The 26113-nt window shown below is 72.8% G+C and carries 25 protein-coding genes; 8 read left to right on the plus strand and 17 right to left on the minus strand.

Going from position 1 to position 26113, the window contains the following annotated elements:
* Nucleotides 1-83 precede the first annotated feature (83 nt).
* The 5 genes from ACZ470_RS28905 to ACZ470_RS28925 all read right to left on the minus strand — a co-directional run bounded on the left by ACZ470_RS28905 (nucleotide 84) and on the right by ACZ470_RS28925 (nucleotide 4126).
* Nucleotides 84-776 (minus strand): ABC transporter ATP-binding protein, encoded by a 693-nt coding sequence (locus ACZ470_RS28905; RefSeq protein ID WP_468431904.1) that lies wholly within the window; start codon nucleotides 774-776, stop codon nucleotides 84-86.
* Nucleotides 777-840: 64 nt separating this feature from the next.
* A complete protein-coding gene (locus ACZ470_RS28910) occupies nucleotides 841-2061 on the minus strand; it encodes an alginate lyase family protein (protein ID WP_468431906.1) in 1221 nt (406 codons plus the stop codon).
* 166 nt (nucleotides 2062-2227) lie between these two features.
* The gene (locus tag ACZ470_RS28915) at nucleotides 2228-2983 is read right to left on the minus strand and encodes a DUF3710 domain-containing protein (protein WP_468431907.1); all 756 of its coding nucleotides are present in this window, start codon (nucleotides 2981-2983) and stop codon (nucleotides 2228-2230) included.
* A 1-nt stretch (nucleotide 2984) separates the two neighbouring features.
* A complete protein-coding gene (gene dut, locus ACZ470_RS28920) occupies nucleotides 2985-3545 on the minus strand; it encodes a dUTP diphosphatase (protein WP_468431908.1) in 561 nt (186 codons plus the stop codon).
* Nucleotides 3542-4126 carry a PaaI family thioesterase gene (locus ACZ470_RS28925; RefSeq protein ID WP_468431910.1) on the minus strand — a complete coding sequence of 195 codons (585 nt, stop codon included), beginning with the start codon at nucleotides 4124-4126 and terminating at the stop codon, nucleotides 3542-3544. The genes dut and ACZ470_RS28925 overlap by 4 nt, the downstream gene beginning before the upstream one ends.
* 58 nt (nucleotides 4127-4184) lie before the next feature.
* On the opposite strand from ACZ470_RS28925, the gene ACZ470_RS28930 reads away from it, so the two are divergent.
* Nucleotides 4185-4643, plus strand: coding sequence for a DUF3093 domain-containing protein (locus tag ACZ470_RS28930; protein ID WP_468431912.1), 459 nt, complete (start codon nucleotides 4185-4187; stop codon nucleotides 4641-4643).
* A gap of 207 nt (nucleotides 4644-4850) precedes the next feature.
* On the opposite strand, the gene ACZ470_RS28935 is transcribed toward ACZ470_RS28930, so the two are convergent.
* From ACZ470_RS28935 to ACZ470_RS28950, 4 genes are all read right to left on the minus strand, one after another.
* Entirely contained in the window at nucleotides 4851-5786 is a 936-nt protein-coding gene (locus ACZ470_RS28935) for a hypothetical protein (protein ID WP_468431914.1), read from the minus strand.
* A gap of 13 nt (nucleotides 5787-5799) precedes the next feature.
* Nucleotides 5800-6096, minus strand: a complete 297-nt coding sequence (locus ACZ470_RS28940; protein ID WP_003993510.1) for a DUF4193 domain-containing protein — start codon at nucleotides 6094-6096, stop codon at nucleotides 5800-5802.
* A gap of 394 nt (nucleotides 6097-6490) precedes the next feature.
* Nucleotides 6491-7735, minus strand: coding sequence for a sensor histidine kinase (locus tag ACZ470_RS28945; protein ID WP_468431915.1), 1245 nt, complete (start codon nucleotides 7733-7735; stop codon nucleotides 6491-6493).
* Between the two features lie 6 nt (nucleotides 7736-7741).
* Nucleotides 7742-8395 (minus strand): response regulator transcription factor, encoded by a 654-nt coding sequence (locus ACZ470_RS28950; protein ID WP_003993508.1) that lies wholly within the window; start codon nucleotides 8393-8395, stop codon nucleotides 7742-7744.
* A gap of 447 nt (nucleotides 8396-8842) precedes the next feature.
* Between ACZ470_RS28950 and ACZ470_RS28955 the strand changes: the two genes are divergently transcribed.
* Complete coding sequence (locus tag ACZ470_RS28955) at nucleotides 8843-9016, plus strand: hypothetical protein (protein WP_199204876.1); 174 nt, start codon at nucleotides 8843-8845, stop codon at nucleotides 9014-9016.
* A gap of 234 nt (nucleotides 9017-9250) precedes the next feature.
* On the opposite strand, the gene ACZ470_RS28960 is transcribed toward ACZ470_RS28955, so the two are convergent.
* Nucleotides 9251-10066 (minus strand): inositol monophosphatase family protein, encoded by an 816-nt coding sequence (locus ACZ470_RS28960; protein WP_468431917.1) that lies wholly within the window; start codon nucleotides 10064-10066, stop codon nucleotides 9251-9253.
* An 8-nt stretch (nucleotides 10067-10074) separates the two neighbouring features.
* Nucleotides 10075-11202 (minus strand): ferrochelatase, encoded by a 1128-nt coding sequence (locus tag ACZ470_RS28965; protein ID WP_468431918.1) that lies wholly within the window; start codon nucleotides 11200-11202, stop codon nucleotides 10075-10077.
* A gap of 168 nt (nucleotides 11203-11370) precedes the next feature.
* Here ACZ470_RS28965 and ACZ470_RS28970 point away from each other — a divergent pair, with 168 nt between their 5' ends.
* From ACZ470_RS28970 to sepH, 3 genes are all read left to right on the plus strand, one after another.
* A complete protein-coding gene (locus ACZ470_RS28970) occupies nucleotides 11371-12609 on the plus strand; it encodes an MFS transporter (protein WP_468431919.1) in 1239 nt (412 codons plus the stop codon).
* Nucleotides 12569-13888, plus strand: coding sequence for a D-arabinono-1,4-lactone oxidase (locus tag ACZ470_RS28975; RefSeq protein ID WP_468431921.1), 1320 nt, complete (start codon nucleotides 12569-12571; stop codon nucleotides 13886-13888). The genes ACZ470_RS28970 and ACZ470_RS28975 overlap by 41 nt, the downstream gene beginning before the upstream one ends.
* Before the next feature lie 402 nt (nucleotides 13889-14290).
* Entirely contained in the window at nucleotides 14291-15340 is a 1050-nt protein-coding gene (gene sepH / locus ACZ470_RS28980) for a septation protein SepH (RefSeq protein ID WP_468431922.1), read from the plus strand.
* A gap of 93 nt (nucleotides 15341-15433) precedes the next feature.
* On the opposite strand, the gene ACZ470_RS28985 is transcribed toward sepH, so the two are convergent.
* Complete coding sequence (locus ACZ470_RS28985; protein ID WP_468431923.1) at nucleotides 15434-16285, minus strand: sulfurtransferase; 852 nt, start codon at nucleotides 16283-16285, stop codon at nucleotides 15434-15436.
* 321 nt (nucleotides 16286-16606) lie between these two features.
* On the opposite strand from ACZ470_RS28985, the gene ACZ470_RS28990 reads away from it, so the two are divergent.
* The gene (locus tag ACZ470_RS28990) at nucleotides 16607-17410 is read left to right on the plus strand and encodes a VOC family protein (protein ID WP_468431925.1); all 804 of its coding nucleotides are present in this window, start codon (nucleotides 16607-16609) and stop codon (nucleotides 17408-17410) included.
* A 222-nt stretch (nucleotides 17411-17632) separates the two neighbouring features.
* On the opposite strand, the gene ACZ470_RS28995 is transcribed toward ACZ470_RS28990, so the two are convergent.
* Nucleotides 17633-17788, minus strand: a complete 156-nt coding sequence (locus ACZ470_RS28995) for a hypothetical protein (RefSeq protein ID WP_468431926.1) — start codon at nucleotides 17786-17788, stop codon at nucleotides 17633-17635.
* A 251-nt stretch (nucleotides 17789-18039) separates the two neighbouring features.
* Between ACZ470_RS28995 and ACZ470_RS29000 the strand changes: the two genes are divergently transcribed.
* Together ACZ470_RS29000 and ACZ470_RS29005 are read left to right on the plus strand one after the other, a co-directional pair.
* Nucleotides 18040-19002 (plus strand): helix-turn-helix domain-containing protein, encoded by a 963-nt coding sequence (locus tag ACZ470_RS29000; protein ID WP_468431928.1) that lies wholly within the window; start codon nucleotides 18040-18042, stop codon nucleotides 19000-19002.
* Nucleotides 19003-19091: 89 nt separating this feature from the next.
* Entirely contained in the window at nucleotides 19092-19967 is an 876-nt protein-coding gene (locus ACZ470_RS29005) for a PhzF family phenazine biosynthesis isomerase (RefSeq protein WP_468431929.1), read from the plus strand.
* Nucleotides 19968-20000: 33 nt separating this feature from the next.
* On the opposite strand, the gene ACZ470_RS29010 is transcribed toward ACZ470_RS29005, so the two are convergent.
* The 4 genes from ACZ470_RS29010 to ACZ470_RS29025 form a co-directional block, all read right to left on the minus strand.
* Nucleotides 20001-20651 carry a thymidine kinase gene (locus tag ACZ470_RS29010; RefSeq protein WP_468431930.1) on the minus strand — a complete coding sequence of 217 codons (651 nt, stop codon included), beginning with the start codon at nucleotides 20649-20651 and terminating at the stop codon, nucleotides 20001-20003.
* A 59-nt stretch (nucleotides 20652-20710) separates the two neighbouring features.
* Entirely contained in the window at nucleotides 20711-21859 is a 1149-nt protein-coding gene (locus tag ACZ470_RS29015; protein ID WP_468432081.1) for an alkaline phosphatase family protein, read from the minus strand.
* 605 nt (nucleotides 21860-22464) lie between these two features.
* Nucleotides 22465-23052 (minus strand): DUF5998 family protein, encoded by a 588-nt coding sequence (locus ACZ470_RS29020; protein WP_468431931.1) that lies wholly within the window; start codon nucleotides 23050-23052, stop codon nucleotides 22465-22467.
* A 68-nt stretch (nucleotides 23053-23120) separates the two neighbouring features.
* Nucleotides 23121-25973: a bifunctional acetate--CoA ligase family protein/GNAT family N-acetyltransferase gene (locus ACZ470_RS29025; protein ID WP_468431933.1), complete on the minus strand. Its 2853-nt coding sequence runs from the start codon at nucleotides 25971-25973 to the stop codon at nucleotides 23121-23123.
* Between the last annotated feature and the right edge of the window lie 140 nt (nucleotides 25974-26113).

Below are 26113 nucleotides of genomic sequence, written 5' to 3' on the forward strand. Positions count from 1 at the left end.
CGGCCGTCGTCCGCGGGGGGAGCGGGCCGGACGGGGTGCGCGGGCCGTCCTTGACGGAACTCTGACGCTCCGGCCTGCGGCGTTCAGTGCTCGGTGATCTCGCCGTCGCTCAGTTCCAGGACGCGGTCCGCGAGGTCGAGGAGGGTGGCGTCGTGCGTGGCGACGAGGGCGGTGACGTGCTCGCTGCGGACGACCGCGCGCAGCAGCTCCATCACGGCGTGCCCGGTCTCGGCGTCCAGCTGGCCGGTCGGCTCGTCGGCGATGAGCAGGGCGGGGCTGTTGGCGAGGGCCCGGGCGATGGCGACGCGCTGCTGCTGGCCGCCGGACAGTTCGCCGGGCCGCTGGGCCGCGTGGTCGGCGAGGCCGACCAGGGAGAGGAGCAGTTCGACGCGCTCCTCGCGCTCGCGAGGGTCGGCGCGGCGCAGCCGCAGCGGGACCCCGACGTTCTCGGCGGCGGTGAGGATCGGGATGAGGCCGAAGGACTGGAAGACGAAACCGACGTGGTCCCGGCGCAGGGCGAGCAGCCCGTTCTCGTCGAGGCCGGCCAGGTCGCGTCCGTCGACGTGGACCCGCCCCCGGTCGGGGGTGTCGAGGCCGCCGACGATGTTGAGGAGGGTGGTCTTGCCGGACCCGGAGCGGCCCTTGAGGGCGACGAGTTCGCCGCGCGGGACCTCGAAGGAGACACCGCGCAGCGCGTGCACCGCGGCGGCTCCGGTGCCGTACGACTTGTGCACGTCCTCGACGCGCACCATGGTCTCGGTGACCACCTGACTCATCCGGACCGCCCTCCCCCGTGAACCGGGCGCCAGTATCCCCGTCCGACGCCCGGTCGATCAACGGTCAGGCCGGGTTGTCTCCGTGGGTGAGGGTCTCCCAGGCGACGAAGAGGTTGTTGGTGCCGGAGGGGCGGGTGCGTTCGGTCAGTGCCTGGGTGTTGGTCATGGCGAAGCCGAGACGGTTGTGCAGGGCGTTGTAGCCGACCTCGGTGACCGGGCCGAGGCCGAGGTGCAGGGAGCCGCCGCACAGCCAGCCGGGGACGGACGCGCCCTGCTCGTACTTCGCCTGGAAGCCGAGGGCGTGCCGCAGCCGCTCGCCGACGTCGGTGCCGTACAGGTCCTGGCCCTGGATGCGGCTGGTCTCGGCGATGTGTGAGATCGAGGAGATGCCGTAGCCGGTGTGGGTGAGGTCGCGGCAGGTCTCCTGGGTGAGGCCGGTGACGAAGGTGGACTGGTTCTGCCAGTACTTGACGATCTTGTCTCGGGTGTCGAGGTTCTGGCTCGGCACGGTCCTCGGCAGGGCGCCGTCGGACTCCAGGTAGACGTAGGCGGCGGTGCGGGTGCGGAACTTCGCCATGGCCTTGTCGTAGGAGGCGCGGTCCTCGAGGAAGACGGAGATGCCGACGGCTGCCTCCATCATCGTCAGCTCCCAGTTCCCGTTGGAGTTCGAGCCGTTGATGATCTCGGGCAGGTGGACGTTCCGGAGCATGGTGGCGAAGCGGCCCGAGTCGGCCCAGCCGCCGGTGTAGGTGTGCTTGATGATCTCGGCGGCCTTGGACCAGGAGGAGCCGGCCCAGCCGGTCTGGAGGGGCGCGTTGCTGTTGGTGTGGTCCCGGATCACGGCGGACCAGGCGTCCATCAGCTCGATGGACTTGCGCGCGTAGCGCTCTTCGCGGGTGATGTACCAGGCCAGGGCGTTGGTGTAGGCGGCGATCGCGTCCTCGCGCTCGTCGGTGCAGCCGAGGTTGGGGTTGGAGTACAAGCCGCACTCGACCACCGCGCGGGGCTTGGGGGTGCGGTTCGGGTCGGCGTACTTGCTCGCCGTCATCCGGTCGAAGGCGGTCCTCCAGGGCTGGGCCCCGGCGTTGACCTTGCTCCGCGCGAAGTCCAGCTGGCTCTTGGAGACGGTGACTCCGGGGTGGACGAAGGTGGCGGGGGCGGTGGGCGTGGCGTCGGCGCGCTCGGCGTCGGGGTGGAGTACGAGGGCGCCGACCAGCGCCGTGGTCAGGAGAGCGAACAGCGCGGTGCGGGCTCTGCGTCGGTGGCGTGGGAGTGCAGACGACATGTGGGGGGTCCGTCCGTTCTCGTATGTGAACCGTGGGCGTCTTTTTGAACGCCGCATGGCCCGAGACGGTAGGTCCAGACCAATAGGCCGTCAAGGGTCCGCGCACGAGAAAGGGCCGCGTCCCCGGGGGACGCGGCCCTTTCGGAATCGGCTTTCGCCGGAGTCCTCAGCGGACCTCGGTGATCTCCGGTCCGCGCTGGAGCTGGCCCATGCCGCCGGCGAAGCGGGAGCCGCCCTCCTCCTGCTGCACGTTCTCGGGGACCATCTGCGCGTCGTTCGGCAGCTTCAGGACGATCGGGTCGCGCGGGGCCATCGGACCCTCGCCGCGCACCACGACCGTGTCCCGGAAGATCTGCTCCAGGAGACCGGCGGCCCCCGGCTGCACCGCGCCCTGGCCCGAGATCACCCCGCGCAGGAACCAGCGGGGGCCGTCCACTCCGACGAACCGCACGACCTGGAAGCCGCCGGTGCCGTCCGGCAGCTGCACCGGCACCTGGGCCCGCAGCTCCCAGCCCAGCGGGCCCTCGACCTCGTCGATGATGCCGCCCTGCTGAGTGATGCCGGAGGCGATCTCCTCGCGCACCTCGCCCCAGATGCCCTCACGCTTGGGCGCGGCGAAGGCCTGCAACTGGATGGCGCTGTCCCGCAGCACGACGGTGGCCGCGACGATCGCGTCGCCCGCGACCTCCACCCGCAGCTCCATGCCGTCGACACCGGGCACGAACAGACCGCCCAGGTCGACCCGGCCCTCGCCGGGCTCGCCGACCTCGGCGCTGTCCCAGGGCCCGTCGGGCCGCGGCGCCGGCTCGAGCCTCAGCCGCTCGGCCTCCTCGCCCGCCTCAGCGTCGACACCGTCGACGACCTGCTCGGCCTCGCCGGCCGCACCCTCGGCGGCATCCTTCTTCTTGCGACGTCCGAACACGTCACTGTCCTTCCCGGTCGGATACGACCGAAGCGTATCGATTCCCACCCGCTGTACCGCCCTCGGCGGCCTGAACGCTTGTGCCGCTCTTACCTACCACCGCGGCATGGCCGCCGGTGGATCCGAAGCCCCCCTCGGCCCGGGCCGAGGCGGGAAGCTCCGCGACCGACACGAAGCGGACCCTCTCGACCTGCTGGACGACCAGTTGGGCAATCCGGTCGAAGCGCTCGAACCGCACGGTCTCGCGCGGATCGAGATTCACCACGATCACCTTGATCTCCCCACGGTACCCGGCATCAACCGTCCCCGGGGCATTCACCAGGGCGACGCCGCAGCGGGCGGCCAGGCCGGATCGCGGGTGCACGAAGGCCGCGTACCCATCGGGCAGGGCCACAGACACCCCCGTGGGCAGTACGGCCCGCTCGCCGGGAGCCAGTTCGCAGGGCTCGGTGGTCCGCAGATCGGCCCCCGCGTCACCCGGGTGCTCGTACGCCGGAAGCGGTACGTCGGGGTCGACGCGCCTGATCAGCACCTCGAGTGCGCCGCGGCCGGGCCCGGTCACGGGTTCACCTCGAAGGCGCGGGCGCGACGGACCTGGTCGGGGTCGCTCATCGCGGCCCGGATCTCCTCCTCGCGGCCGTGGTCGATGAAGTGGTCGACCTTGACCTCGATGAAGAGGGCGTCGGCGCGGACCGCGACCGGCCCCTCGGGGCCGCCGATGCGTCCGGTGGCGGTGCAGTAGATCTTCCGTCCGGACACGGCCGTCACCTCGGCCTCCAGGTGCAGCACGGTGCCGACCGGCACGGGCCGGACGAAGTCGGTCTCCAGCCTCCCGGTCACCGCGATCGTGCGCAGCAGCCAGTTGAGCGAGCCGAGCGTCTCGTCCAGGGCGGTGGCGAGCACCCCGCCGTGCGCGAGTCCCGGGGCGCCCTGGTGGGCGGCCTGCACGGTGAACTCGGCGGTGATCGACACGCCTTCACCGGCGCGGGCCTCCAGGTGCAGCCCGTGGGGCTGTTCGCCGCCACAGCCGAAGCACTGGCCGTAGTGGGCGCCCAGAAGCTCACCGGGCGCGGGGGCGTCGGGGTGGCGCACCGGTTGCACGGCGTCGGCCGGGGGCTGAAGAGCTGCGGAAGTACCACTCACAGCCGCAGACCTTACCCGCGCGTGAGCACTCTCCGGACACCGTGCCAAGCTTGGATTCATGCAGCTCTCCGCCACCCCGTACGAAGAACGCCTCACCGCGCCCCGCTCCTGGTGGCTGCTCTCCTTCCTGGTGGGGGTCTCGCTGGCGCTGATCCTGCTGCCGTTCGGCACGCTGCCGATGCTCGGCGGCCTGGCCGGCGGCACCGCCGCGGCGGCGGTCGTGGCCAGCTCGTACGGCTCGGTGCGCATCCGGGTCGTGGGCGGTCATCTGATCGCGGGCGAGGCGAAGATCCCGGTGTCGGCGCTGGGCGAGGCGGAGATCCTGGACGCCGAGGAGGCCCGCGCCTGGCGCACCCACAAGGCCGACCCGCGCTCCTTCATGCTGCTGCGGGCCTACGTCCCCGGCGCGCTGCGCGTGGACGTCACGGACCCGGCGGACCCCACGCCCTACGTCTTCCTGTCGACGCGCGAGCCGGAGCGGCTGGCGCAGGCGCTGAGGGCGGCGAAGGACGCGTAGCGCCGGTCCGACTCAGCCCGTCCGGCGTTTGAGGACGAGGCCCGAAGGGCCGAAAGAGGGGGTCTGGGGGCGCAGCCCCCAGGGATGGGACGGGAAGGGGCGGCGGGGGCGGCCGGACGTCTACTCCCTCGCCTCAGGAAGGGTGTCCGGGCAAGGACCGGGCGCGTGGCTGCGGTAGTCACGGCCGCACGGCCCGGGAAGTGGCCTTCAGAGCGCCTGGTGCCGGTCACGGTGGCCGCCGAGCTCCTTGAGGGCGTCCTCCGGCAGGGCGTCCTCGGGGCGCTCCAGGGCGGGCAGCGCCGGCAGCGCGTCCCAGGGCACCTGGATTCTGCGCAGGTCGTCCCGGATACGGGCGGCGAGCTTTCTGGTGTCGCGACGGTTCATGACGGCGCCCACGGCGGCCCCGACCATGAACGGCATCAGGTTCGGCAGGTTGCGGACCGTCCGCTTCATGATCCGCTGGCGCAGCTCGCGCTTCATGTGGCTGTTCAGGGCCGCGCTCACGGTCGAGGGCTTGGTGGCCTCGACACCGCGCTCCTCCGACCAGGAGTTCAGGTACACGGTGCTGCGCTGGGTCAGGCCGCCGGGCGGCCGTACGCCGTAGACCTCGTGGAGCTCCGCGATCAGCTTCAGCTCGATCGCGGCGACGCCGGTGATCTCGGCGGCCAGTTCCGTCGGCATCGCGGGCGGTACGGGCATCATCGCCGCCGCGCCGACTCCGGCCCCGACGGTCGCCGTGGCCTTCGCGGCGCCCGCCACCAGCTTGTCGGCGAGCTCCTCGGGGCCGAGCCCGGGGAACTGCCGACGCAGGGTCTCGAGGTCCCGTACGGGCACACGCGGGGCGATCTCGATGATCCGGTCCGCGAGGTGCGCCAGTCCCGCGCGGGCGCGGGCACCGCCCTTGCGGGCGCCTTCCCGGGCCTTCTCACGGAACACGGCGGTCCGCCGGCGCGCCACGGGCGCGGTGACCTCCAGGGACACCGGGAGGTCACCCCGGCCGGCTGCCGGTTCGAGCGAGGCCGCCCCGGTACCGGTTGAGCCTCGCTCTGGGTCACGCGTGTCGTGCTGCGGGCCCTCCTGGGGCCCTTGGTCCGCTCCCCCGGTGAAGAAGCGGCGCTTCCGAGGAGGGGTCGAGCCAGTCACGGCCGACCCCGCCTCAGTCGCAGTCGCGGCAGATCGGCTGGCCGTTCTTCTCGCGGGCCAGCTGGCTGCGGTGGTGCACCAGGAAGCAGCTCATGCAGGTGAACTCGTCCTGCTGCTTCGGCAGGACCCGGACGGCCAGCTCCTCGTTCGAGAGGTCCGCCCCGGGCAGTTCGAGGCCCTCTGCGGCCTCGAACTCGTCGACGTCCACGGCCGAGGCCGACTTGTCGTTCCGCCGGGCCTTCAGCTCTTCGAGGCTGTCCGAGTCGACGTCGTCGTCGGTCTTGCGTGGAGTGTCGTAGTCGGTTGCCATAGTCGCTCTCCCCCTCTGGGTGTATGCGGTGTCTCCAGCGCACGTAACGCGTGAGAGGCCGGACTTGTGCCCGACCTGAGGCGGAGATTTTGCCTCACATCAAGGTCTGTTACTCAATCGACACCCAACCGGACTCCTCATGAGTGATCGGCTTGGATGGCGATGGGGACCGTACACGGTCCGAACGCCGCACTTCAAAGGCGCCTCACCGTGTACTTCCCGTGATCAGGGCCCCTGAAAACCGGGACTTTCCGGACCTTTCACCGGCATGCATGATCACTGAGAGTGGATGGCCGGGAAATCGCCCTTGTGATCGATCACACACGGGGATACCGGAGAGATGCCCCGGAAATTCCGCTCAAAGCGAACACCCCGTTGTGTCCGGGGCATGATCTCAGATCGGCAGGGTGACGCGCATCACGAGCCCTCCCCCTTCGCGCGGCTGTGCGTAGATGTGCCCGCCGTGCGCCCGCGCGACGGACCGCACGATGGAGAGACCGAGCCCGACGCCCTTGTCACTGCCGGTGCGCTCGGTGCGCAGCCGCCGGAACGGCTCGAAGAGGTTGTCGATCTCGTACGCCGGCACCACCGGGCCCGTGTTGGACACCACCAGGACCGCCTGGCCGTGCTCCACCTCGGTGGTGACCTCGACCCAGCCCTCCTCGGGCACGTTGTACCGCACGGCGTTCTGCACCAGGTTCAGCGCGATCCGCTCCAGCAGTACGCCGTTGCCCTGGACGACCGCCGGCTTGCGTGCGCCGCGGATCTCCACGCCCTTGGCCTCCGCCTCGCCCCGCACCTGGTCGATGGCCTGGGTGGCGACCTCGGCGAGGTCCACGGGCTTGCGTTCGACGATCTGGTTGTCGCTGCGGGCGAGCAGCAGCAGGCCCTCCACGAGCTGCTCGCTGCGCTCGTTGGTGGACAGCAGCGTCTTGCCCAGCTGCTGGAGCTCCACCGGGGCGTGGGGATCGGAGAGATGCACCTCCAGGAGGGTGCGGTTGATCGCCAGCGGGGTGCGCAGCTCGTGCGAGGCGTTACCCACGAAGCGCTGCTGGGCGGTGAACGCCCGCTGGAGCCGCTCCAGCATGTCGTCGAAGGTGTCGGCCAGCTCCTTGAGCTCGTCGTCCGGGCCGTCCAGCTCGATCCGGCGGGACAGGTCCGAGCCGGCCACCGCGCGGGCGGTGCGGGTGATCCGGCCCAGCGGCGACAGGACCCGGCCGGCCATGGCGTAGCCGAAGGCGAAGGCGATGATCGCGAGACCGAGGAGCGCGCCCAGGGAGCGGCTGAGCAGATCGTCCAGCGCGTGCTGGCGCTGGGTGGCGTTGCACTGCTTCAGCGCGTCGTTGAGCTGGCCGTTGGTGGTCGCGCTGTCCAGCTGCGGACAGGTCTCGCTGGTGATGTCGATGTTGCTGCCGGTCACCTGGAAGGACTGACCGCTGCCGCCGTCATGGAGCGCCTGGGCGGCCAGCAGATAGATGATCGACAGCAGCAGGATCCCGGCGATCAGGAACATGCCGCCGTACAGCAGCGTGAGGCGTATGCGGATGGTCGGACGCAGCCAGGGGAAGGGCGGGTCCGCCTTCCTGGGGTCCCAGGTGGGCTTGGGGGGCGCCGTGGGGGGCGCGGGTGTGGCAGCCATCGTCCATCAGATCCGGTATCCGGAGCCGGGCACGGTCACGATGACCGGCGGCTCCCCCAGCTTGCGGCGCAGGGTCATCACGGTCACCCGCACCACGTTGGTGAACGGGTCCGTGTTCTCGTCCCAGGCCTTCTCCAGCAGCTGCTCAGCGGAGACGACCGCGCCCTCGCTGCGCATGAGCACCTCCAGGACGGCGAACTCCTTCGGCGCGAGCTGGACCTCCTTGCCGTCGCGGAAGACCTCGCGGCGGTTGGGGTCGAGCTTGATCCCGGCGCGCTCCAGAACGGGCGGCAGCGGGACGCTCGTACGCCGTCCCAGGGCGCGCACGCGGGCGATGAGCTCGCTGAACGCGAAGGGCTTGGGCAGATAGTCGTCGGCGCCGATCTCCAGGCCCTCGACACGGTCGCTGACGTCGCCGGACGCCGTGAGCATCAGCACGCGCGTGGGCATGCCGAGCTCGACGATCTTGCGGCAGACGTCGTCGCCGTGCACGAGCGGGAGGTCGCGGTCGAGGACGACCACGTCGTAGTCGTTGACGCCGATGCGCTCCAGGGCGGCCGCACCGTCGTACACGACGTCGACGGCCATGGCCTCCCGGCGCAGTCCGGTGGCCACCGCATCGGCGAGCAGCTGCTCGTCCTCGACGACGAGTACGCGCACGTCGCTTGTCCTTCCTGATGTCCCGCCCTTGGTCGGACCGCGCCTCAGGGCGCACTCGGGCAGGGGTACGTGTGGGTGTGTTGCCTCCATCCTGCCCTTTTCGGCCGTAAGTCGGCTGTAAGGCGGGGGGAACGCACGGTGGCCGACGGGTCCGGGACGGGGGAACGTCCGGGCGAACGGGGTGGGAATACGAGATTTTCTCGTGCGGTTAGGTTTCCACGGAAGGGAGCTTGGGGAGGACGGGTTTTACATCCCGCGATCACGCTCTGCATGTACCGCACCACCATGCGGTGCCACGCAGTCCGCTTCCGCAGAGCGGGCCTGGATGTCCGGCACCGTCGCCGTTCGGCCGAGCGGCGCTGGGCATCCGCTCCGGACGTGATCGTCCCTTCCGAACGGCACACCCCCGTGCCACCGACCCACCGACCCAGGACGAGGGGGCGCAGCATGGACGCATTCACCGCAGGACTTCTGCAGCGCATAAAGGCGACCGAGTCCGATCTGTCGCGTGCCCGCGACGAGGGCGACGACTTCCTCGTCGACGTGGAACAGGGCGAACTCGACGACCTGCGCCGCCTCGCCGCAGAACACGGCGTGGAGGTAGGCGCGCACAGCGTCTGATCAGCTCGCACGAACGGGCCCCGGCGAATCCAGCGCCGGGGCCCGTTCGTGTCTGTTTCCCGCCCGTGCCGGGCGAGGGCCGTCCAAGCTCCACTGTCGCAAGGCGTCGGCCGTGAGGGAGCCGCAGGGGCACGCCGGTGTCGAGGGTGCGGCCGCGCGGAGGCCCCGGAGGGTCGAGCACTGTCGCGCCCTCGGCACCGGCCGAGGCGCCCCGGAGGCGAACGAACAGTCCGGTCAGTCGTGCCAGGCGCCGTAGGCCTCCAGGAGGCGCTGGAGCGGCTCGAAGACGCCCGGGGTGGCCGCCACCGTGAGGTCCCAGGACGGGCGGTCTCCGGGGCGGCCACCGGTCAGCGCGCCCGCCTCGCGGGCGATCAGGTCGCCGGCGGCGAGGTCCCAGGGGTGCAGCCCGCGCTCGTAGTAGCCGTCGAGCCGGCCGGCGGCGAGGTCGCACAGGTCGACCGCGGCCGAGCCGCCGCGCCGGATGTCCCGCAGCTGGGGGATCAGGCGCCGCGCCACGTCGGCCTGGTGGGTGCGGACCTCGGCGACGTAGTTGAAACCGGTCGACACCAGGGCCTGGTCCAGCGGCGGCGAGGGACGGCAGGTCAGCTCGCGCTCGCCCTCCCAGGCACCGGTGGCCCACGCGCCGCCGCCGCGCACCGCGTGGTACGCCTCGCCGCGCATGGGCGCCACCACGGCCCCGGCCACGGTCTCGCCGTCCTGCTCGGCGGCGATGGAGACGGCCCAGGTGGGCAGGCCGTACAGATAGTTGACCGTGCCGTCGAGCGGGTCGATCACCCAGCGGATGCCGCTGCTGCCCGGGGTGGAGGCGCCCTCCTCGCCGAGGAAGCCGTCCTCCGGGCGGCGCTCGGCGATCAGCGTGGTGATCAGCTTCTCGGCCGCGATGTCCATCTCGGTGACGACGTCGATCGGGCTGGACTTGGTCGCGGCGACCGCGAGGTCGGCCGGGCGGCCGTCCCGGAGCAGCTCGCCCGCGCGGCGGGCGGCCTCCCGGGCGAGATCCAGCAGTTCCGCGTGCAGGGGGTCGGTCACGGGGCTCCTCATGCGTAGGGGCTGTCGGCGCCCGCGGCGGCGGGACGCGGGGCACGGGCCGGGCAGCAGCCCACCGGGCAGAGGTTGTGGCTCGCGCCGAGCGCGCCCAGGGCGCACGGCGTGACGTCCTGCCCGCGTTCGGCGGTCGCGCGTTCGACGATCAGCTCACGGATCGCGGCCGCGAACCTCGGGTCGGCGCCGACGGTCGCCGAGCGGCGCACCGGCAGGCCCAGCTCCTCCGCCTTGGCCTCGGCCTCGGTGTCGAGGTCGTAGATGACCTCCATGTGGTCGGAGACGAAGCCGATGGGGGCCATGACCACGGCCGGGACCCCGGCCGCGTGCCGCTCCTCGAGGTGGTCGCAGATGTCGGGCTCGAGCCACGGGATGTGCGGGGCGCCGGAGCGGGACTGGTAGACGAGCTGCCAGGGGTGGTCCACGCCGGTGCGCTCGCGGACCGCGTCGGCGATCAGCCGGGCCACGTCCAGGTGCTGCCGGACGTACGCGCCGCCGTCGCCGTGCTCCTCGGCCGGGCCGGAGGTGTCGGCGGCGGAGGTGGGGATCGAGTGGGTGCAGAAGGCGATGTGGGCGCCGTCCCGGACGTCCTCGGGGAGGTCGGCGAGCGACTCCACCACACCGTCGATCATGGGCTCGACGAAGCCGGGGTGGTTGAAGTAGTGCCGCAGCTTGTCGACCCTCGGCAGCTCCAGGCCCTCCTGCTTCAGGGTGGCGAGGGCGTCGGCGAGGTTCTCGCGGTACTGGCGGCAGCCGGAGTACGAGGCGTAGGCGCTGGTGGCCAGCACGGCGATACGGCGGCGGCCGTCCCGGACCATCTCGCGCAGGGTGTCGGTGAGGTAGGGCGCCCAGTTGCGGTTGCCCCAGTAGACCGGGAGGTCCAGGCCGTGCTCGGTGAAGTCCTTGCGCAGCGCGTCCAGCAGGGCACGGTTCTGGTCGTTGATGGGGCTGACCCCGCCGAAGAGGAAGTAGTGCTGCCCGACTTCCTTGAGGCGTTCCGTCGGGATGCCGCGCCCGCGCGTCACGTTCTCCAGGAACGGGACCACGTCGTCCGGGCCTTCGGGACCGCCGAAAGAGAGCAGGAGCAGGGCGTCGTAGGGACTGGCATCGAGCACGTCAGGCATGCCCCGATCCTGCCACCCGCGACCGGCGGCCGGGGCACGGCGGGGGTGTCACGGCCGCGCCGCGCTCACCGCCGGTGCCCTCCCGGTGAATCGCCGGTGCAACCGGGTGACCTCGCCGGTAAGCTCTATTGACTGCGGTCGCACCTTACTGAACCCTTCGGAGATCCCGTGCCCAGCCCCTACCGCGCCCTGTTCGCCGCCCCCGGCAGCAAGGCCTTCTCCGCCGCGGGGTTCCTCGGCCGGATGCCGCTGTCCATGATGGGCATCGGCGTGGTGACGATGATCTCCCAGCTCACCGGGCGCTACGGGCTGGCCGGCGCCCTGTCCGCGACCATCGCGCTGGCCGCCGCCCTGGCGGGCCCCCAGGTCTCCCGTCTGGTGGACCAGTACGGGCAGCGGCGGGTGCTGCGCCCCGCGACGCTGGTGTCGCTCACCGCCGCGGCGGTGCTGCTGTTCGCCGCGCACTACCGCTGGCCGGACTGGGTGCTGTTCGTCGCCTGCGCCGGCATCGGCTGTGTGCCGAGCGTCGGCTCGATGATCCGGGCCCGCTGGGCCGCCCTGTACCGGGGCACCCCGAAGCTGCACACCGCGTACTCGTTCGAGTCCGTGGTGGACGAGATGTGCTTCATCTTCGGACCGATCATCTCCATCGGGCTCTCCACGGCCTGGTTCCCCGAGGCCGGCCCGCTGCTCGCGGCCTGCTTCCTGGCGGCCGGGGTCTTCTGGCTGACCGCGCAGCGCGCCACCGAGCCCGAGCCGCATCCGCGTGAGCACCGGGGCGGTGGCACCGCGCTGCGCGCCCCGGGCCTCCAGGTCCTGGTCGCGACGTTCGTGGCGACGGGGGCGATCTTCGGCGCCGTGGACGTGGTCACCGTGGCCTTCGCCGAGGAGGAGGGGCACAAGGCCGCCGCGAGCGTGGTGCTCGCGGTGTACGCGCTGGGCTCCTGTGTGGCGGGCGTCGTGTTCGGGCTGCTGCACTTCGCGGGGGCGCCGGAACGTCGTTGGCTCCTGGGCGTTTGCGCCATGGCCGTGAGTATGATCCCACTCCTACTGGTCGGGAACCTGCCGTTCCTGGCCGTGGCGCTGTTCGTTGCGGGTCTGTCCATCGCTCCCACGATGATCACGACGATGTCCCTCATCGAACAGCACGTACCACGCGCGCAGCTCACCGAGGGCATGACCTGGGTGAGCACCGGGCTCGCGGTCGGGGTCGCGACCGGCTCCTCCGCGGCCGGCTGGGTGATCGACGCGGCCGGGGCGCGTGCCGGGTACGGGGTTCCGGCGGTCTCCGGGGCCGTCGCGGTCGCGGTCGGGTTCCTCGGGTACCGCCGGCTCAAGCGGCCGGCTCCGGGTCGGGGAGGCTCCGTTGGGCAGCACAGCGAGCGCGAGGAACGGCACATGGCGTAACTGGGGCGGCACCGTCTCCGTCCGTCCCGCGCGGGAGGTCGCGCCCGCCTCCGTCGACGAGCTGGTCGCCGCCGTGCGCCGCGCGGCCGAGGACGGCATGCCGGTGAAGGCGGTCGGCACGGGGCACTCCTTCACGTCCATAGCCGCCACCGACGGTCTGCTGGTGCGCCCTCAGCTGCTGACGGGCATACGGGACATCGACCGTGCGGCCGGCACGGTCACGGTGGAGGCCGGCACCCCGCTCAAGAGGCTCAACGTGGCCCTCGCGCGGGAGGGTCTGTCGCTGGCCAACATGGGCGACATCATGGAGCAGACGGTCTCCGGGGCCACCAGCACCGGCACCCACGGCACGGGGCGCGACTCCGCCTCCATCGCCGCCCAGATCCGGGGCCTGGAGCTGGTCACCGCCGACGGTTCGGTGCTCACCTGCTCCGAGAAGGAGAACCCGGAGGTCTTCGCCGCCGCCCGGATCGGGCTCGGCGCCCTCGGCATCGTCACCGCGATCACCTTCGCCGTGGAGCCGGTCTTCCTGCTCACGGCCCGCGAGGAACCCATGCCCTTCGACCGGGTCTGCCGGGAATTCGATCAACTGCACGCCGAGAACGAGCACTTCGAGTTCTACTGGTTCCCGCACACCGGCAACACCAACACCAAACGGAACAACCGCAGCGCGGGCCCGGAGCGGCCGGTGCCGCGGCTCAGGGGCTGGTTCGAGGACGAGTTCCTCTCCAACGGGGTCTTCCAGGCGGCCAACTGGGTCGGACGCGCGGCCCCGGCGGCCATTCCGGCCATCGCCCGGATCTCCAGCACCGCGCTCTCCGCGCGGACCTACACCGACATTCCCTACAAGGTGTTCACCTCGCCGCGACGGGTGCGCTTCGTGGAAATGGAGTACGCCGTTCCACGCGAGGCGCTCGTGGAGACGCTGCGGGAACTCAAAGCCATGGTCGACCGCTCCCCGCTGCGGGTCAGCTTCCCGGTCGAGGTGCGCACCGCACCCGCCGACGACATCACGCTGTCCACCGCGTCCGGCCGCGACACCGCGTACATCGCCGTCCACATGTTCAAGGGGACCCCCTATCAGGGGTATTTCACCGCGGCCGAGCGCATCTTCACCGCGCACGAGGGGCGACCCCATTGGGGGAAGATCCACACGCGGGACGCCGAGTACTTCTCACGGGTGTATCCGCACTTCGAGGAGTTCACGGCACTCCGGGACCGGCTCGACCCCGAACGCCGTTTCCGGAACGACTACTTGCGCCGAGTTCTGGGGGCGTAGAGGATTCGTTCCGTTTCCGGCGATTGCGTGAAGTTCCCCACGTTCAAGATCGAGAAAATCGGGTAACCACGGCCAAGTCCCACCCCTTGCCAGAAGTTGGGCGGCGCGCCAATCCACGCACGTGGCCCAAATGGAGTACTGTTGCGAGCCCTGGGTCCGGTCTCCCGTCAGGGTGCTCGGGACCTTTGAGGACCGCCGGGAGGGGGCTAGTTGCACAAGGTGACGCGGTTGGTCACTTAGCGTTGCGAATAGGTAACCGTGCCATAACGGCGATCCAGGGCCCGTGCCCGACACGCCGGGCAACTCGGCAAGGTTGTGGCAGGCTGCACCCGGGCAGGCCACACTCGACTAGCGGAAGCAGCGACGCACGTGACGTCGGCAGGCACCACCCGGGAGGTCCCCATGCCCGAACTGCGTGTCGTGGCCGTCTCGAATGACGGCACACGGCTTGTGCTGAAGGCTGCGGACAGCACGGAGTACACGCTTCCGATCGACGAACGGCTCCGCGCCGCCGTGCGCGGCGACCGTCCCCGCCTCGGCCAGATCGAGATCGAGGTGGAGAGCCATCTCCGCCCCCGCGACATCCAGGCGCGTATACGAGCCGGCGCGACCGCGGAAGAGGTCGCCCAGATGGCCGGCATCCCCGTGGACCGCGTACGCCGCTTCGAGGGCCCCGTCCTCGCCGAGCGCGCGTTCATGGCCGAGCGGGCCCGCAAGACCCCGGTCCGCCGTCCCGGTGAGAACTCCGGTCCCCCGCTCGGCGAGGCCGTGCAGGAGCGGCTGCTGCTGCGCGGTGCCGAGAAGGACACCGTCCAGTGGGACTCCTGGCGCCGCGACGACGGCACCTGGGAGGTGCTGCTGGTCTACCGGGTCGCGGGCGAACCGCACTCGGCGAGCTGGACGTACGACCCGCCCCGGCGGCTCGTCCAGGCCGTCGACGAGGAGGCGCGCTCGCTGATCGGCGAGTCCGACGACCTCGCCGCGCCCGAGCCCAGTTTCCCGTTCGTGCCGCGCATCGCCCGGCTGCCGCGCGACCGCCCGCTCGACCGTACCGGCGACCGCGACCGGCCCAGCCTGCCCGCCCAGGCCTCCGAGCCGCCCGAGGAGTCGACGGCGGCCACGGCGTCCGGCGAACGGGACTCGCTGACCAGCCTGCTGGAGGCGGTGCCGAGCTTCCGGGGCGACCTGGTGGTCCCCGAGCGCACGCCCGAGCCCGCGGCCGAGGAGCCGGATCCCGAGCCCGAGGCGGAGGAGCCGCCGGCCCCCGCGGCCTCGGCCGGTTCCGCCTACGCGGACGTCCTCATGCCGCGTTCCGTCAGCAGCCACCGGGACCGCCTCATCGGCTCGACCGACCGTCAGGCCGAGGCGGACGGCGTCCGTCCGGGGCGCCGCGCGGCGGTGCCGAGCTGGGACGAGATCGTGTTCGGGACGCGCCGGAAGAAGCAGGAGTAGTCCGTTCGGACGGTCCGCTCCTGCGGCCGGTTGACGTGACACGAGGGGCGCCCGCCATACGGCGAGCGCCCCTTCGTCCACTTCGGAAGCGGTCTACTGCGGGTCCGGCCCCACCGCGACCGGCCGCTCCGGGTCGGACGACCACTCCGACCAGGAACCCACGTACAGCGCCGCCGGGATGCCGGCGACCGCCAGCGCCAGCACCTCGTGCGCGCCGGAGACCCCCGAGCCGCAGTACACACCGACCGGTGAGCTCTGCGACACGCCCAGTTCCTTGAACCGGGCGCTCAGTTCGTCGGCGGGCCGGAAACGGCCGTCGGCGCCGACGTTCTCCGTGGTGGGCGCCGAGACCGCGCCCGGGATGTGCCCGCCGACCCGGTCGATCGGCTCCACCTCACCGCGGTACCGCTCCCCCGCGCGGGCGTCCAGCAGCACCCCCGAGCGCGCCAGCGCCGCCGCGCCGTCGGCGTCGAGCAGCCCGGCCGCCCCCGGCTCCGGTACGAAGTCGCCCTCGGCCGGTGCCGGCACCGCCGTCTCCAACGGCCCCTCCCAGGACGGCAACCCGCCGTCCAGGACCCGCACGTCCGGGTGACCCGTCCAGCGCAGCAGCCACCACGCGCGGGCGGCGCCCCAGCCCAGGCCGCCGTCGTACACGACCACCGGCGTCCGGGACGACACGCCCGCCCGCCGCATCGCGGCGCCGAACACCTCGAGGTCAGGCAGCGGATGGCGGCCGTGCCCGCCCGGAGCGGACGCCAGCTCCCGGTCCAGGTCGACGAAGACGGCACCGGGAAGGTGCCCGGCCTCGTACGCGGCCCGTCCGTCGAACGGCGGCTCACCGGTCGCCGTGGCCATGCTGAGCTGCCAGCGGACGTCGAGCAGCACCGGCGGGTTGGCGCCCGCCGACGCGCTCGCGAGTTCGGATGCGGAAATGATGGCGTTCATGGCCACCATCCTCGCGCACGGGGTGGCCGAGTCGTCCACGTCCGGCTACTGTGCTCGGCCGGACGGTCCCGATCACAAGGCGTACCGGATCGGGCACATGCTGTACAGCCGATCGACACCCGTCGGTAAGCGCGCCGAAGGGAACGACGACCCGCGCATCAGGCATCCTCCGGGAACAAGGCCCGCGCGGGAACGTGCACCGGCACGGACCGCGGCCGGCGCCCCGATCGGCACGGGGATCGCCCGCGGATCGCACGCGATGCGCCCCCGCCGGGTCGAGCAGAGCACGGCCACCGCGCGGCGGCCGGATGGAGAGTGACGATGACCGACGCACGGGGCAACGCCCGCCCGAACGGCGAGGCGCCCGCACGGCACACACCCGGCACACCCTGCTGGGTGAGCCTCATGGTGCACGGCCTGGACGCGACCGAGGAGTTCTACGGGGCCCTGTTCGGCTGGGAGTTCAGCCCCGGTCCCCAGCAACCCGGTCCGTACGTACGTGCCCTGATCGACGGGCAGGAGGTGGCGGGCATCGGCGTGCTGCCGCCGGACCGTGATCTGCCCATCGCCTGGACGCCCTATTTCGCCTCGGACGACGTCGACGTGACGGCGGACGTGGTGCGGTCGTGCGGCGGCACCATCGGGGTGGGCCCGCTGGACGCCGCCGACGCCGGCCGGCTGGCGGTCGCCTCCGACCCCTGCGGTGCCGTCTTCGGCATCTGGCACGCGGCGGCGCGCCCCGGCACGGCCGTCACCGGTGTGCCCGGCACCCCCGCCTGGAACGAGCTGACGACGTTCGAGACGACCAATGTCGCCAAGTTCTACGAGACCGTGTTCGGTTACGACGAGGAGCGGGCGGTCTCCACCGACCTCGACCACGTCACCCTGCGCCTGGACGGCCGTCCCGTGGCGGACGTGCACGGCGTGGGAAGGGCGCTTTCCCGGGACCGGGGCCCGCACTGGACGACGTACTTCACCGTCGCCGACACCGACGACACGGTGGACCGGGTCCTCCGCCTGGGCGGCCGGCTCCTCACCCCGCCGCACGACGGCGGCCACGGCCGCGTCGCCACGGTGGCGGATCCGGAGGGGGCGAGGTTCGCGGTGGTGGAGGGCCCGCGCTGACGCGCGGGCCCTGACTGCCGCCGGCTCTCCGTCGCTCCCGCGCGACCTACTTGACGACGTACAGCGTCTTCGAAGAGGTCCTTGATGTCGGACGGCTTCAGCTTGATACAGCCGTTGGAGTAGTAGTCGCGGGTGCCGTCCCAGCGCTCGGACTCGATGGTGCCCTGCTTGCCGTTCGGCTTCATCTCGCTGTGCACGAACAGTTCCGTGCGCTTGGTGCCCTTACCGCACTTCTTGTCGGACAGCTTGATGACGTAGCCGTTGATGATGCCGTCGGGCGTCCGGGGCGGCCGCGGTCGTGGTGGCGACCAGGCCGCCGGCGAGGGCGGTGGCGACGACGAGAGGGGCGATACGGGTGCGCAGACCGTGCGTCGGCATGGGAACGGTTCCTTCCGTCCGGATGGGTGTCGAGAGGCCGCGGCATGTCCGGTCCACCCCCGTGGGCCCGGTGTGCGGCGGCAGCACCAGAGTCTTGGCGGGCGGATCCTGCCCGGCAACGGTTTGCCGTGTCCGGGACGGACCGGCCCTGTCCGGGCTGGTCAACGGCCTGTCCCGGCAGTGCCGTCGGGGTGTCCGATATCCGCCGTCCGCGGTTTGCCCCCTGTGATGGGTGTGGCGAGAATGAGCGCATGGTGGTCTCGGGGGGCGTGGACCCCACGGATGCGCGGACGGCGTCCGAGTACGTCGCGCTGCTGCGGAAGCTCAAGGAAGACAGCGGACTGACCTACCGTCAGCTGGAGCGGCGCGCCGCCGAGCGCGACGACGTACTGGCCCGCAGCACCCTGGCGGACGTCCTGCGGCGGGACGCGCTGCCGCGCGCGGATCTGGTCGCGGCGCTGGTCCGGGCGTGCGGTGCCGAGCGGGACGTACCGGAGTGGCTGGCGGCCAGGGAGCGCCTGGCGGCCGGAGAGGTTCCCCCGGCCGACGGCGAGGACCGGGAAGAGGACCCTCCCGGCCGACCGCAGGAGCCGACGGGCACCGGTCGCGGCAGGACCGCCCTGACCGCCGCGGTGGCCTCCCTCGGCACGGTCGCGCTGCTCGCCATCGGCGCGGTGGTGCTGCTGCCGGAGGACGACGGGAAACCCACCGGTGGTGAGGCGACGAAGCCGACGGTCGCCCCCGGCCCGGCCGCCGGCTTCTCACGCGTCCGTCCGGCGCGCGCACCCGAACTGTGCCTGACCGACGGGGAGATCCGCGCGGCGGGCACCGACGAGTCCAAGGTGGTCGCGGCGCAGCGGCCGTGCGCGCAGGCCGTGCCGCCGCGGACGGGTCTCCAACGGGCGGACGACGGCCTGTACCAGATCCTGTTCCATCACCCGGACGAGGGCGAGGGCTGCCTCACCGTCCTGGACGACGGCGCGTTCAAGGGCACGCTCGAACCCTGGAACGACTGCCGGGCGGGCGGAGCCGCCCAGTGGTTCCGCATCGAGCGGGCCGACGGCACGGACGGGTGGCGGCTGCGGTCGGCCCAGGACGACGGGCTGTGCGTGGGCATCCGCGGGGGCGCCGAGGAGGCGGGCGCGGCGGCCGTGGTGGAGCGCTGCGCGGAACGGGGCGGTGGCGATCAGGTGTTCCTGATCGAGAGGGAGTGAAGGCACCGGGACGTCGGCGCCCGGACCCGGCGCTCGGTCCGGCGGCCCGTCCCGGAATAGCCGCCGACCGGCCGGGTGTTGCCGTGATCATGACGACGAATGCCACGCGGCCCGAGGTACTGCGCTACACCGCCTTCTCCAGCACGCCCGAGGGCGGGAACCCCGCCGGTGTCGTACTGGACGCCACCGGTCTGGGCGATGACGAGATGCTGGCCATCGCCGCCGAGCTCGGGTACTCGGAGTCCGCGTTCCTGACCGCGCCCCCGGAGGGCCTGGGCGGACCGGAGGGGCGGGCGTACGGCATCCGCTACTTCAGCCCCAAGGCCGAGGTGCCGTTCTGCGGGCACGCCACCGTCGCGACCGCCGTCGCGCTGGCCGAGCGGATCGGTCCCGGGGAGCTGGTGTTCGCGACGCCCGCCGGTACCGTGCCGGTGGCGGTGACCGAGGAGGACGGGACGGTCCGGGCCACGCTCACCAGCGTCGAGCCGCACGTCGAGGAGATCGCCGACGCCGACCTCGCGGAGGCGCTCGCCGCGCTCGGCTGGCCGGCCGACGATCTCGATCCGGCCTTCCCGCCCCGGATCGCGTTCGCCGGCGCACGTCACCTCGTGCTCGCGGCGGCGACGCGCGCCCGCCTCGCGGAGCTCGCGTACGACTTCGCGCGCCTCGAAGCCCTGATGCACCGACTGGACCTCACCACGGTGCAGTTGGTGTGGCGGGAGTCGGCCACCGTCTTCCACGTCCGTGACCCGTTCCCCGTCGGCGGTGTCGTCGAGGACCCGGCGACCGGCGCCGCGGCGGCGGCGTTCGGCGCGTACGCCCGTGAGCTCGGCCTGGTCCCCGAGGAGGCCGTCCTCACCCTGCACCAGGGCGAGGACCTCGGCCGCCCCGGCGAACTCATGGTGACGCTGCGCGCGGGCGACCCCCGCGTCCGGGTCGGCGGCGCGGGCACCCGCATCGGCTGAAGGGCCGCCGCGTATTACGAGCCGGCCCGCGCGTCAGCCTGAGGAGACGGGCAGGACATCGGGCGACAGGGCTGCCGCGCGGGCCGTCGCCGCCGTCATGCGGCGGCGGTGGTGGCGCCGGCACAGGACCTCGTAGCCGACCTCGTCCGCGGAGCCGGTGACGTCGCCGACGACCACCTGGGCGCCCTCGACGACCATGACGCCGCCGACCGTGCGGGCGTTGTGCGTGGCGCGGGCGCCGCACCAGCACAGGGCCTCCACCTGGAGCACCTCGACCCGGTCGGCCAGCTCCACCAGCCGCTGGGAGCCGGGGAACAGCTTGGAACGGAAGTCGGTCGTGATGCCGAAGGCGTAGACGTCGAGTTCCAGGTCGTCCACGACCCGCGCGAGCTGGTCTATCTGCTCCGGCGACAGGAACTGCGCCTCGTCCGCGATCACGTAGTCCGCGCGGCGGCCCTGCGAGAGGTGGTCGACGAGATGCGCGTACAGGTCGGCGCCGTCGCCGACCTCCACCGCGTCCGTGACCAGGCCGAGGCGGGAGGACAGCTTGCCCTCGCCGGCCCGGTCGTTACGGGTGAAGATCATGCCGACCAGGCCGCGTGCCGAACGGTTGTGCTCGATCTGGAGAGCCAGCGTCGACTTCCCGCAGTCCATCGTTCCGGAGAAGAACACCAGCTCGGGCATGGGAGGTCGGGCACCTTTCGGCAGGGGTCGGGGCGTGCGGGCGTTGAGGGGGCGGAGCCTCAGGAGCGTACTTCGAGCAGGGGAACCAGCTGCTCGGCAGGGGTCAGCGAACCGTGGTTGCCGACCATCGCCGACTCCCTCGGCTCCCGCTCGGAGGCGATCAGCAGGACGTCGTCCCGCGCGGCGGCGATCACGTCGCCGATGCGGTGGTACACGCGCTCGTCGACGGCCGGTCCGAACCACCCTGCGGCGATCGCCTCGTCGCGCGAGGCGACCCAGAACTGCTCGCCGAGCACTTCGCGCCAGCAGGTCAGCACGTCGTTCGCGGCGCCCGGTACCGCGTACACGTGCCGGGCGCGGCCCTCGCCGCCGAGCAGGGCGACTCCGGCGCTCAGCTCCCAGTCCTCGTCGAAGTCGATGCGGTGCCGCTCGTCGAAGGGGACGTCGACCATGCCGTGGTCGGCGGTGATGTAGAGCGCGCTGCGCGGGGGCAGCTGCTCGGCCAGGCGCTGGACCAGGCGGTCCACGTACATGAGCTGGCCGCGCCAGGTGTCGGAGTCGACGCCGAAGCGGTGACCGGCGCCGTCGACCTCGGCGTAGTACGTGTAGACCAGGGCGCGGTCGGCGGCGGCCAGCTGCTCGGCGGCGACGTCCATGCGCTCCTCGCCGGAGAGCCGCCCGTGGAAGCTGCCGCCGCTGAGCGCGACCTTGGTCAGCGGGGTGTTCGCGAAGGTCGGGGAGGTGACCTGGGCCGCGTGCGCCCCCGCGCGGTGGGCCAGCTCGAAGACGGTGGGGTACGGCTGCCACGGGCCGGGCGGCGCCCAGGGCTGCCAGCGCAGCTGGTTCATCAGCTCGCCGGTGTCCGGGTTGCGCACGGTGTAGCCGGGCAGGCCGTGCGCCCCCGGGGGCAGGCCGGTGCCGACGGAGGCCAGGGAGGTGGCGGTCGTCGCGGGGTATCCGGCGGTGATCGGGCGTCCGGTGCCACCGCGAGAGGCGGCGAGCAGGGACGTCATGAAGGGGGCTTCCTCCGGGTGTGCCTTCAGCTGCTCCCAGCCCAGCCCGTCGATCAGGAACACGCAGTTCCGGTCGGCGGGGGTCAGCTCGGGGATCGCGGCGGTCATACCGGGGACGCCCATGCCGGCGGCGAGCGTGGGCAGCAGATCGGCGAGGGATCCGGTGCCGTACTCGGGCAGGGGCGCGGAGTCCAGGGCGAGGGGCTGCGGGTGCGCCCCGTCCCAGGTGGCGGTGTGTGCCGGGGGCGCGGGGGGCGGCGTGGAGCGCGGTCCGACGACGGCCTGGGCGCCCGCCGCGGGCCGCGCGCCGGGCGCGGGCGTCACGGGCGGCTTGGGCCGCGCGCCGGTCGCGGGGGGCGCGGGGCGCGGTCCCGGAGTCGGGCGCGCGCCGGCAGGCTTCGCGGAGGACGCGGGGCGCGAGGCGGGCTGCGGACCCGGGGCGGGGCCCCCGCCGGTCGCCGACTCCGCGGGAAAAGCAGGCCGCGGGCCCGGAGTCGGCCGCGCGCCCGCGGGGGGTGCGGGATGCGGCCCAGGCGTGGGCTTCGCGCCGGAAGCGGGCGGTGGCCCCGGAGTGACCTGCGCGCCGGGAACGGGCCCGGCACCAGAAACAGACCGCGCGCCGGCGGCCGGCCCGGCAGGCGGCGTGGGCCGCGCTCCGGAGGAGGTCTGCGGACCAGGACCGGGCTGCGCGCCCGGAGTGGCCTGGGCGCCGGGACCGGCCTGCGGGCCCGGAGTGGGCTGCGCGCCCGGACTGGGCTGCGGGTCGGGAGTGGGGCGCGCGCCAGGGGTGGGGCGCGTCATCAGCGCGTCTGGTCCGCGGTCGCCTCGGAGAGGGCCTGCGCGAAGGCGAGCGCCTGGCGCACCGTCTCCGGCCCGTCACCGGCCTCGCTGACCCGCAGGCTCAGGTCGTCGGCCGTGGAGCTGCCCGTGTAGCCGTGGTCGGCCTCGCAGTTGGGGTCACCGCAGGCGGCCGGCTCCAGGTCGATACGGGAGACAGCGCCCCAGCCGATGGTGAGCACGATCTCGCGCGGCAGGGTGCCCGGCGTGTAGGACTCCGGGTTGGCGACCACGCGGCTGACCACGATCGACGAGATCCGGCCGAGCTTGACCGACTCCGTGGACGTGGTGGCGTACGGCGTCGGGGAGCCGGTGTCCTCGGCCTGCTCGTCGGTGTGGCTGACGATGAAGCGGTTGTGGGTGAGGACCAGCACGGTGACGTGCCGCCGCACCTCGTTCTGGTCGAACGTCGTCTCCTGGTGGACCAGGTACGACCGGATGGGCTCGCCGCCCACGGCGGCCTCCACCGCCTCGGCCACGAGGGCCGGGTAGTAGCCGCTGCGCTCGATCGCCGCCCGCAGCCCCTGGGTCGTCGTACTGGTCTTGGCCATGACGCCCATCCTACGGTGGACCGCTGACTGCGAGGCACCGCTCACCGCACTCCGCCCTTCCGGCGGCGTCAGTACGCGGGGAGGGTCCGCGGGCCGAGATCGTCGCGGGCGGGGGGCGGGGCCAGGCGGACGGAGGCGCCCAGGACGCTCACGCCGTGCGGGGCGACGACGACCGGTTCGAGGGTGACCGCGACGACCTCCGGGTGGTCGTGGACCAGCCGCGACACCCTCAGCATCAGCTCCTCCAGCGCGGGGGTGTCGACCGGTGCCGAGCCGCGCCAGCCGAACAGGAGCGGGGCCGTCCGGATCGACCGCACCAGCGAGGTCGCGTCCCGGTCGGTGACCGGGATCAGCCGGTGCGCCATGTCCCCGAGCAGCTGGGAGGGGGCACCGGCGAGACCGAAGGACAGGACGGCTCCGGCGGCGGGGTCGATGACCGCCCGTACGACGGTGTCGACGCCGCGCGGCGCCATCCGCTGCACCACGGGGCGCAGCTCCTCGGGAGTGCCGAACAGCTCCGTCAACTCGGCGTACGCCCGGCGCAGTTGCTCCTCGTCGGCCAGGTCCAGGCGGACGCCGCCCAGGTCGGCGCGGTGCCTCAGGTGGGGGGCGGTCGCCTTGAGGGCCACGGGGTAGCCGAGGGAGCGCGCGGCCTCGGCGGCGGTGCCGGGGTCCGGGGCGGGGACGGCGCGGTGGACGTGGATGCCGTAGGTGCCGAGCAGGTCGCAGGTCTCCACGGTGCCGAGGGTGAGGCCCTGTCCGCGCGAGAGCAGCCCGCCGATGAGCGCGGCGGCGCCCCGTTCGTCGATGTCCTCGTACTCGGGCACCTTCCCGGGCTCGCCGGCCTCCCGCCGCCACTGCGCGTACGCGACGGCCTGGGCGAGCGCCCGGACGGCACGTTCGGTGGCGGGGTAGGCGGGGATGAGGTGGGCGCCCTCGGGGGGCGGCGTGGCGCGGGCGGACGGACCGCCGTCGGTTCCGGCGGGTGCCCGGTCCGGCGTCCCGTCGCCGGCGGGCGGCGCGCCCCGGAAGGCGCCCGCCGGGGCCTGTGGGGCCGTGCTGGTGGCGGCCGACAGGGCCGCCGCGAGGCCGCCGAGTTCCACGTGGACCACGAGGACCGGCTTGGACGGGGTCGCGGGGGAGGCCGAGCGCAGGGCCTCCGCCAGGGCCGCGTCGCCGACCGAGCCCTCCCCCACCGCCGGGATCGCGGTCACGACGACCGCGTCGCACGTGTCGTCGGCCAGGGCGCGGGAGAGCGCGGCGTGGAAGTCCGCCGCCGAGGCGGCGGTGGTGAGGTCGAGCGGGGGATGCGGACGCAGCCCCTCGGCGAGGCAGGCGTCGTAGGTGAGCAGGCCCAGGGACTCGGAGTTGCCGAGGATCGCCACCCGGGGCCCGGCCGGCAGGGGCTGGCGGGCGAGCAGCAGGCCCGCGTCGACCAGCTCGGTGATGGTGTCCACCCGGATCACCCCGGCCTGCCGCAGCAGCGCGGACACCGTCTCGTGGGGCAGCCGGGTCGCCCGTACGGCATGTCCCCGTGGCCCGGAGCCGTGGCGTGCGCCCTGGACGACGACCAGCGGCTTCGCCGCCGCGGTCCGGCGGGCGAGGCGGGTGAACTTGCGGGGGTTGCCGATGGATTCCAGGTACATCAGGACGACATCGGTGTCGGGGTCCTCGTACCAGTACTGGAGGACGTCGTTGCCGGAGACGTCGGCCCGGTTGCCGGACGACACGAACGTGGACACGCCGGTGACCCCGGTGACGCCGCCGCCGCGCCGGTGCAGACGCGACAGCAGGGCGACGCCGATGGCGCCGGACTGGGCGAACAGTCCGATCCGGCCGGGGCGGGGCATCTCGGGGGCGAGCGAGGCGTTCAGCCGTACCTCCGGAGAGGTGTTGATGACGCCGAAGGCGTTCGGGCCGATGATCCGCATGCCGTACGCGCGTGCCTGCCGTACGAGGGCGCGCTGGCGTTCGCGGCCGTCGGGGCCGGACTCGGCGTAGCCGGCGGAGACGACGACGAGGCCCTGCACCCCGTGCTCGCCGCACTCGGTGACGATCTCGGGGACGCGGTCCGCGGGCACCGCGACGACCGCGAGGTCGACGTGCCCGTCGATGTCCCGCACCGAGCGGAAAGCGGCCACCCCGCCGAGCTCCTTCTCCCCCTCCCCCAGGGCCCGGTTCACGGCGTACAGCCGGCCGGTGAACCCGGTGTCCCGCAGGTTGTCCAGGACGCCGCGGCCCACGCCGCCGGGTGTGCGGCCGGCGCCGACGACGGCCACCGAGCCGGGGGCGAGCAGCCGCTGCACCGAGCGCGCCTCGGCGCGCTGTTCGCGCGCGTACTGCACGGCCATGGAGCGGTCGGTGGGTTCGAGGTCGAACTCCAGCCGGACGACGCCGTCCTCGAAGCTGCGCTTCTGGGTGTACCCGGCGTCGGTGAACACCTTGATCATCTTGTTGTTGGCGGGCAGCACCTCGGCCGCGAACCGGCGGATGCCGCGCTCCCGCGCGACGGCGCCGATGTGCTCCAGCAGGGCGGAGGCGACGCCCCGGCCCTGGTGGGCGTCCTGCACCAGGAAGGCGACCTCGGCCTCGTCGGCCGGTACGGACGCGGGCGTCCCGTCGGGCCCGATCCGGTCGTAGCGTACGGTGGCGATGAACTCGCCGCCCACGGTGGCCGCGAGTCCCACCCGGTCCACGAAGTCGTGGTGCGTGAAGCGGTGGACGTCCTTGGCGGACAGGCGAGGGTAGGGCGCGAAGAAGCGGTAGTACTTCGACTCGTCCGACACCTGCTCGTAGAAGCTGACCAGGCGCTCGGCGTCATCAACGGTGATGGGGCGGATGCGCGCGGTGCCGCCGTCGCGCAGCACCACGTCGGCCTCCCAGTGGGCGGGGTACTCGTGCCGGTCCGACGAGGTCTGCATGCGCCCCAGCGTACGGCTCGCGTACGACAACGGCGCGAGGCAGTCTGTGGTGGACGAACAGCCGGACCGAGGCCGCGGTCCGGCTGTCGCCGGGAGCGGGAGCGGGTGCCGCCCCGGGCACGCTTCACGATGTGGGAAAC

Source organism: Streptomyces sp. NPDC031111 (assembly GCF_055570675.1).

What these genes read in the sequence shown, in the direction of transcription:
- ACZ470_RS28905 (WP_468431904.1), bottom strand. Translation starts at nt 776, where the DNA reads ATGAGTCAGGTGGTCACCGAGACCATGGTGCGCGTCGAGGACGTGCAC.
- ACZ470_RS28910 (WP_468431906.1), bottom strand. Translation starts at nt 2,061, where the DNA reads ATGTCGTCTGCACTCCCACGCCACCGACGCAGAGCCCGCACCGCGCTG.
- ACZ470_RS28930 (WP_468431912.1), top strand. Translation starts at nt 4,185, where the DNA reads ATGCAGCTCTCCGCCACCCCGTACGAAGAACGCCTCACCGCGCCCCGC.
- ACZ470_RS28940 (WP_003993510.1), bottom strand. Translation starts at nt 6,096, where the DNA reads ATGGCAACCGACTACGACACTCCACGCAAGACCGACGACGACGTCGAC.
- ACZ470_RS28945 (WP_468431915.1), bottom strand. Translation starts at nt 7,735, where the DNA reads ATGGCTGCCACACCCGCGCCCCCCACGGCGCCCCCCAAGCCCACCTGG.
- ACZ470_RS28955 (WP_199204876.1), top strand. Translation starts at nt 8,843, where the DNA reads ATGGACGCATTCACCGCAGGACTTCTGCAGCGCATAAAGGCGACCGAG.
- ACZ470_RS28965 (WP_468431918.1), bottom strand. Translation starts at nt 11,202, where the DNA reads ATGCCTGACGTGCTCGATGCCAGTCCCTACGACGCCCTGCTCCTGCTC.
- sepH (WP_468431922.1), top strand. Translation starts at nt 14,291, where the DNA reads ATGCCCGAACTGCGTGTCGTGGCCGTCTCGAATGACGGCACACGGCTT.
- ACZ470_RS28985 (WP_468431923.1), bottom strand. Translation starts at nt 16,285, where the DNA reads ATGAACGCCATCATTTCCGCATCCGAACTCGCGAGCGCGTCGGCGGGC.
- ACZ470_RS28990 (WP_468431925.1), top strand. Translation starts at nt 16,607, where the DNA reads ATGACCGACGCACGGGGCAACGCCCGCCCGAACGGCGAGGCGCCCGCA.
- ACZ470_RS28995 (WP_468431926.1), bottom strand. Translation starts at nt 17,788, where the DNA reads ATGCCGACGCACGGTCTGCGCACCCGTATCGCCCCTCTCGTCGTCGCC.
- ACZ470_RS29000 (WP_468431928.1), top strand. Translation starts at nt 18,040, where the DNA reads ATGGTGGTCTCGGGGGGCGTGGACCCCACGGATGCGCGGACGGCGTCC.
- ACZ470_RS29005 (WP_468431929.1), top strand. Translation starts at nt 19,092, where the DNA reads ATGACGACGAATGCCACGCGGCCCGAGGTACTGCGCTACACCGCCTTC.
- ACZ470_RS29010 (WP_468431930.1), bottom strand. Translation starts at nt 20,651, where the DNA reads ATGCCCGAGCTGGTGTTCTTCTCCGGAACGATGGACTGCGGGAAGTCG.
- ACZ470_RS29020 (WP_468431931.1), bottom strand. Translation starts at nt 23,052, where the DNA reads ATGGCCAAGACCAGTACGACGACCCAGGGGCTGCGGGCGGCGATCGAG.
- ACZ470_RS29025 (WP_468431933.1), bottom strand. Translation starts at nt 25,973, where the DNA reads ATGCAGACCTCGTCGGACCGGCACGAGTACCCCGCCCACTGGGAGGCC.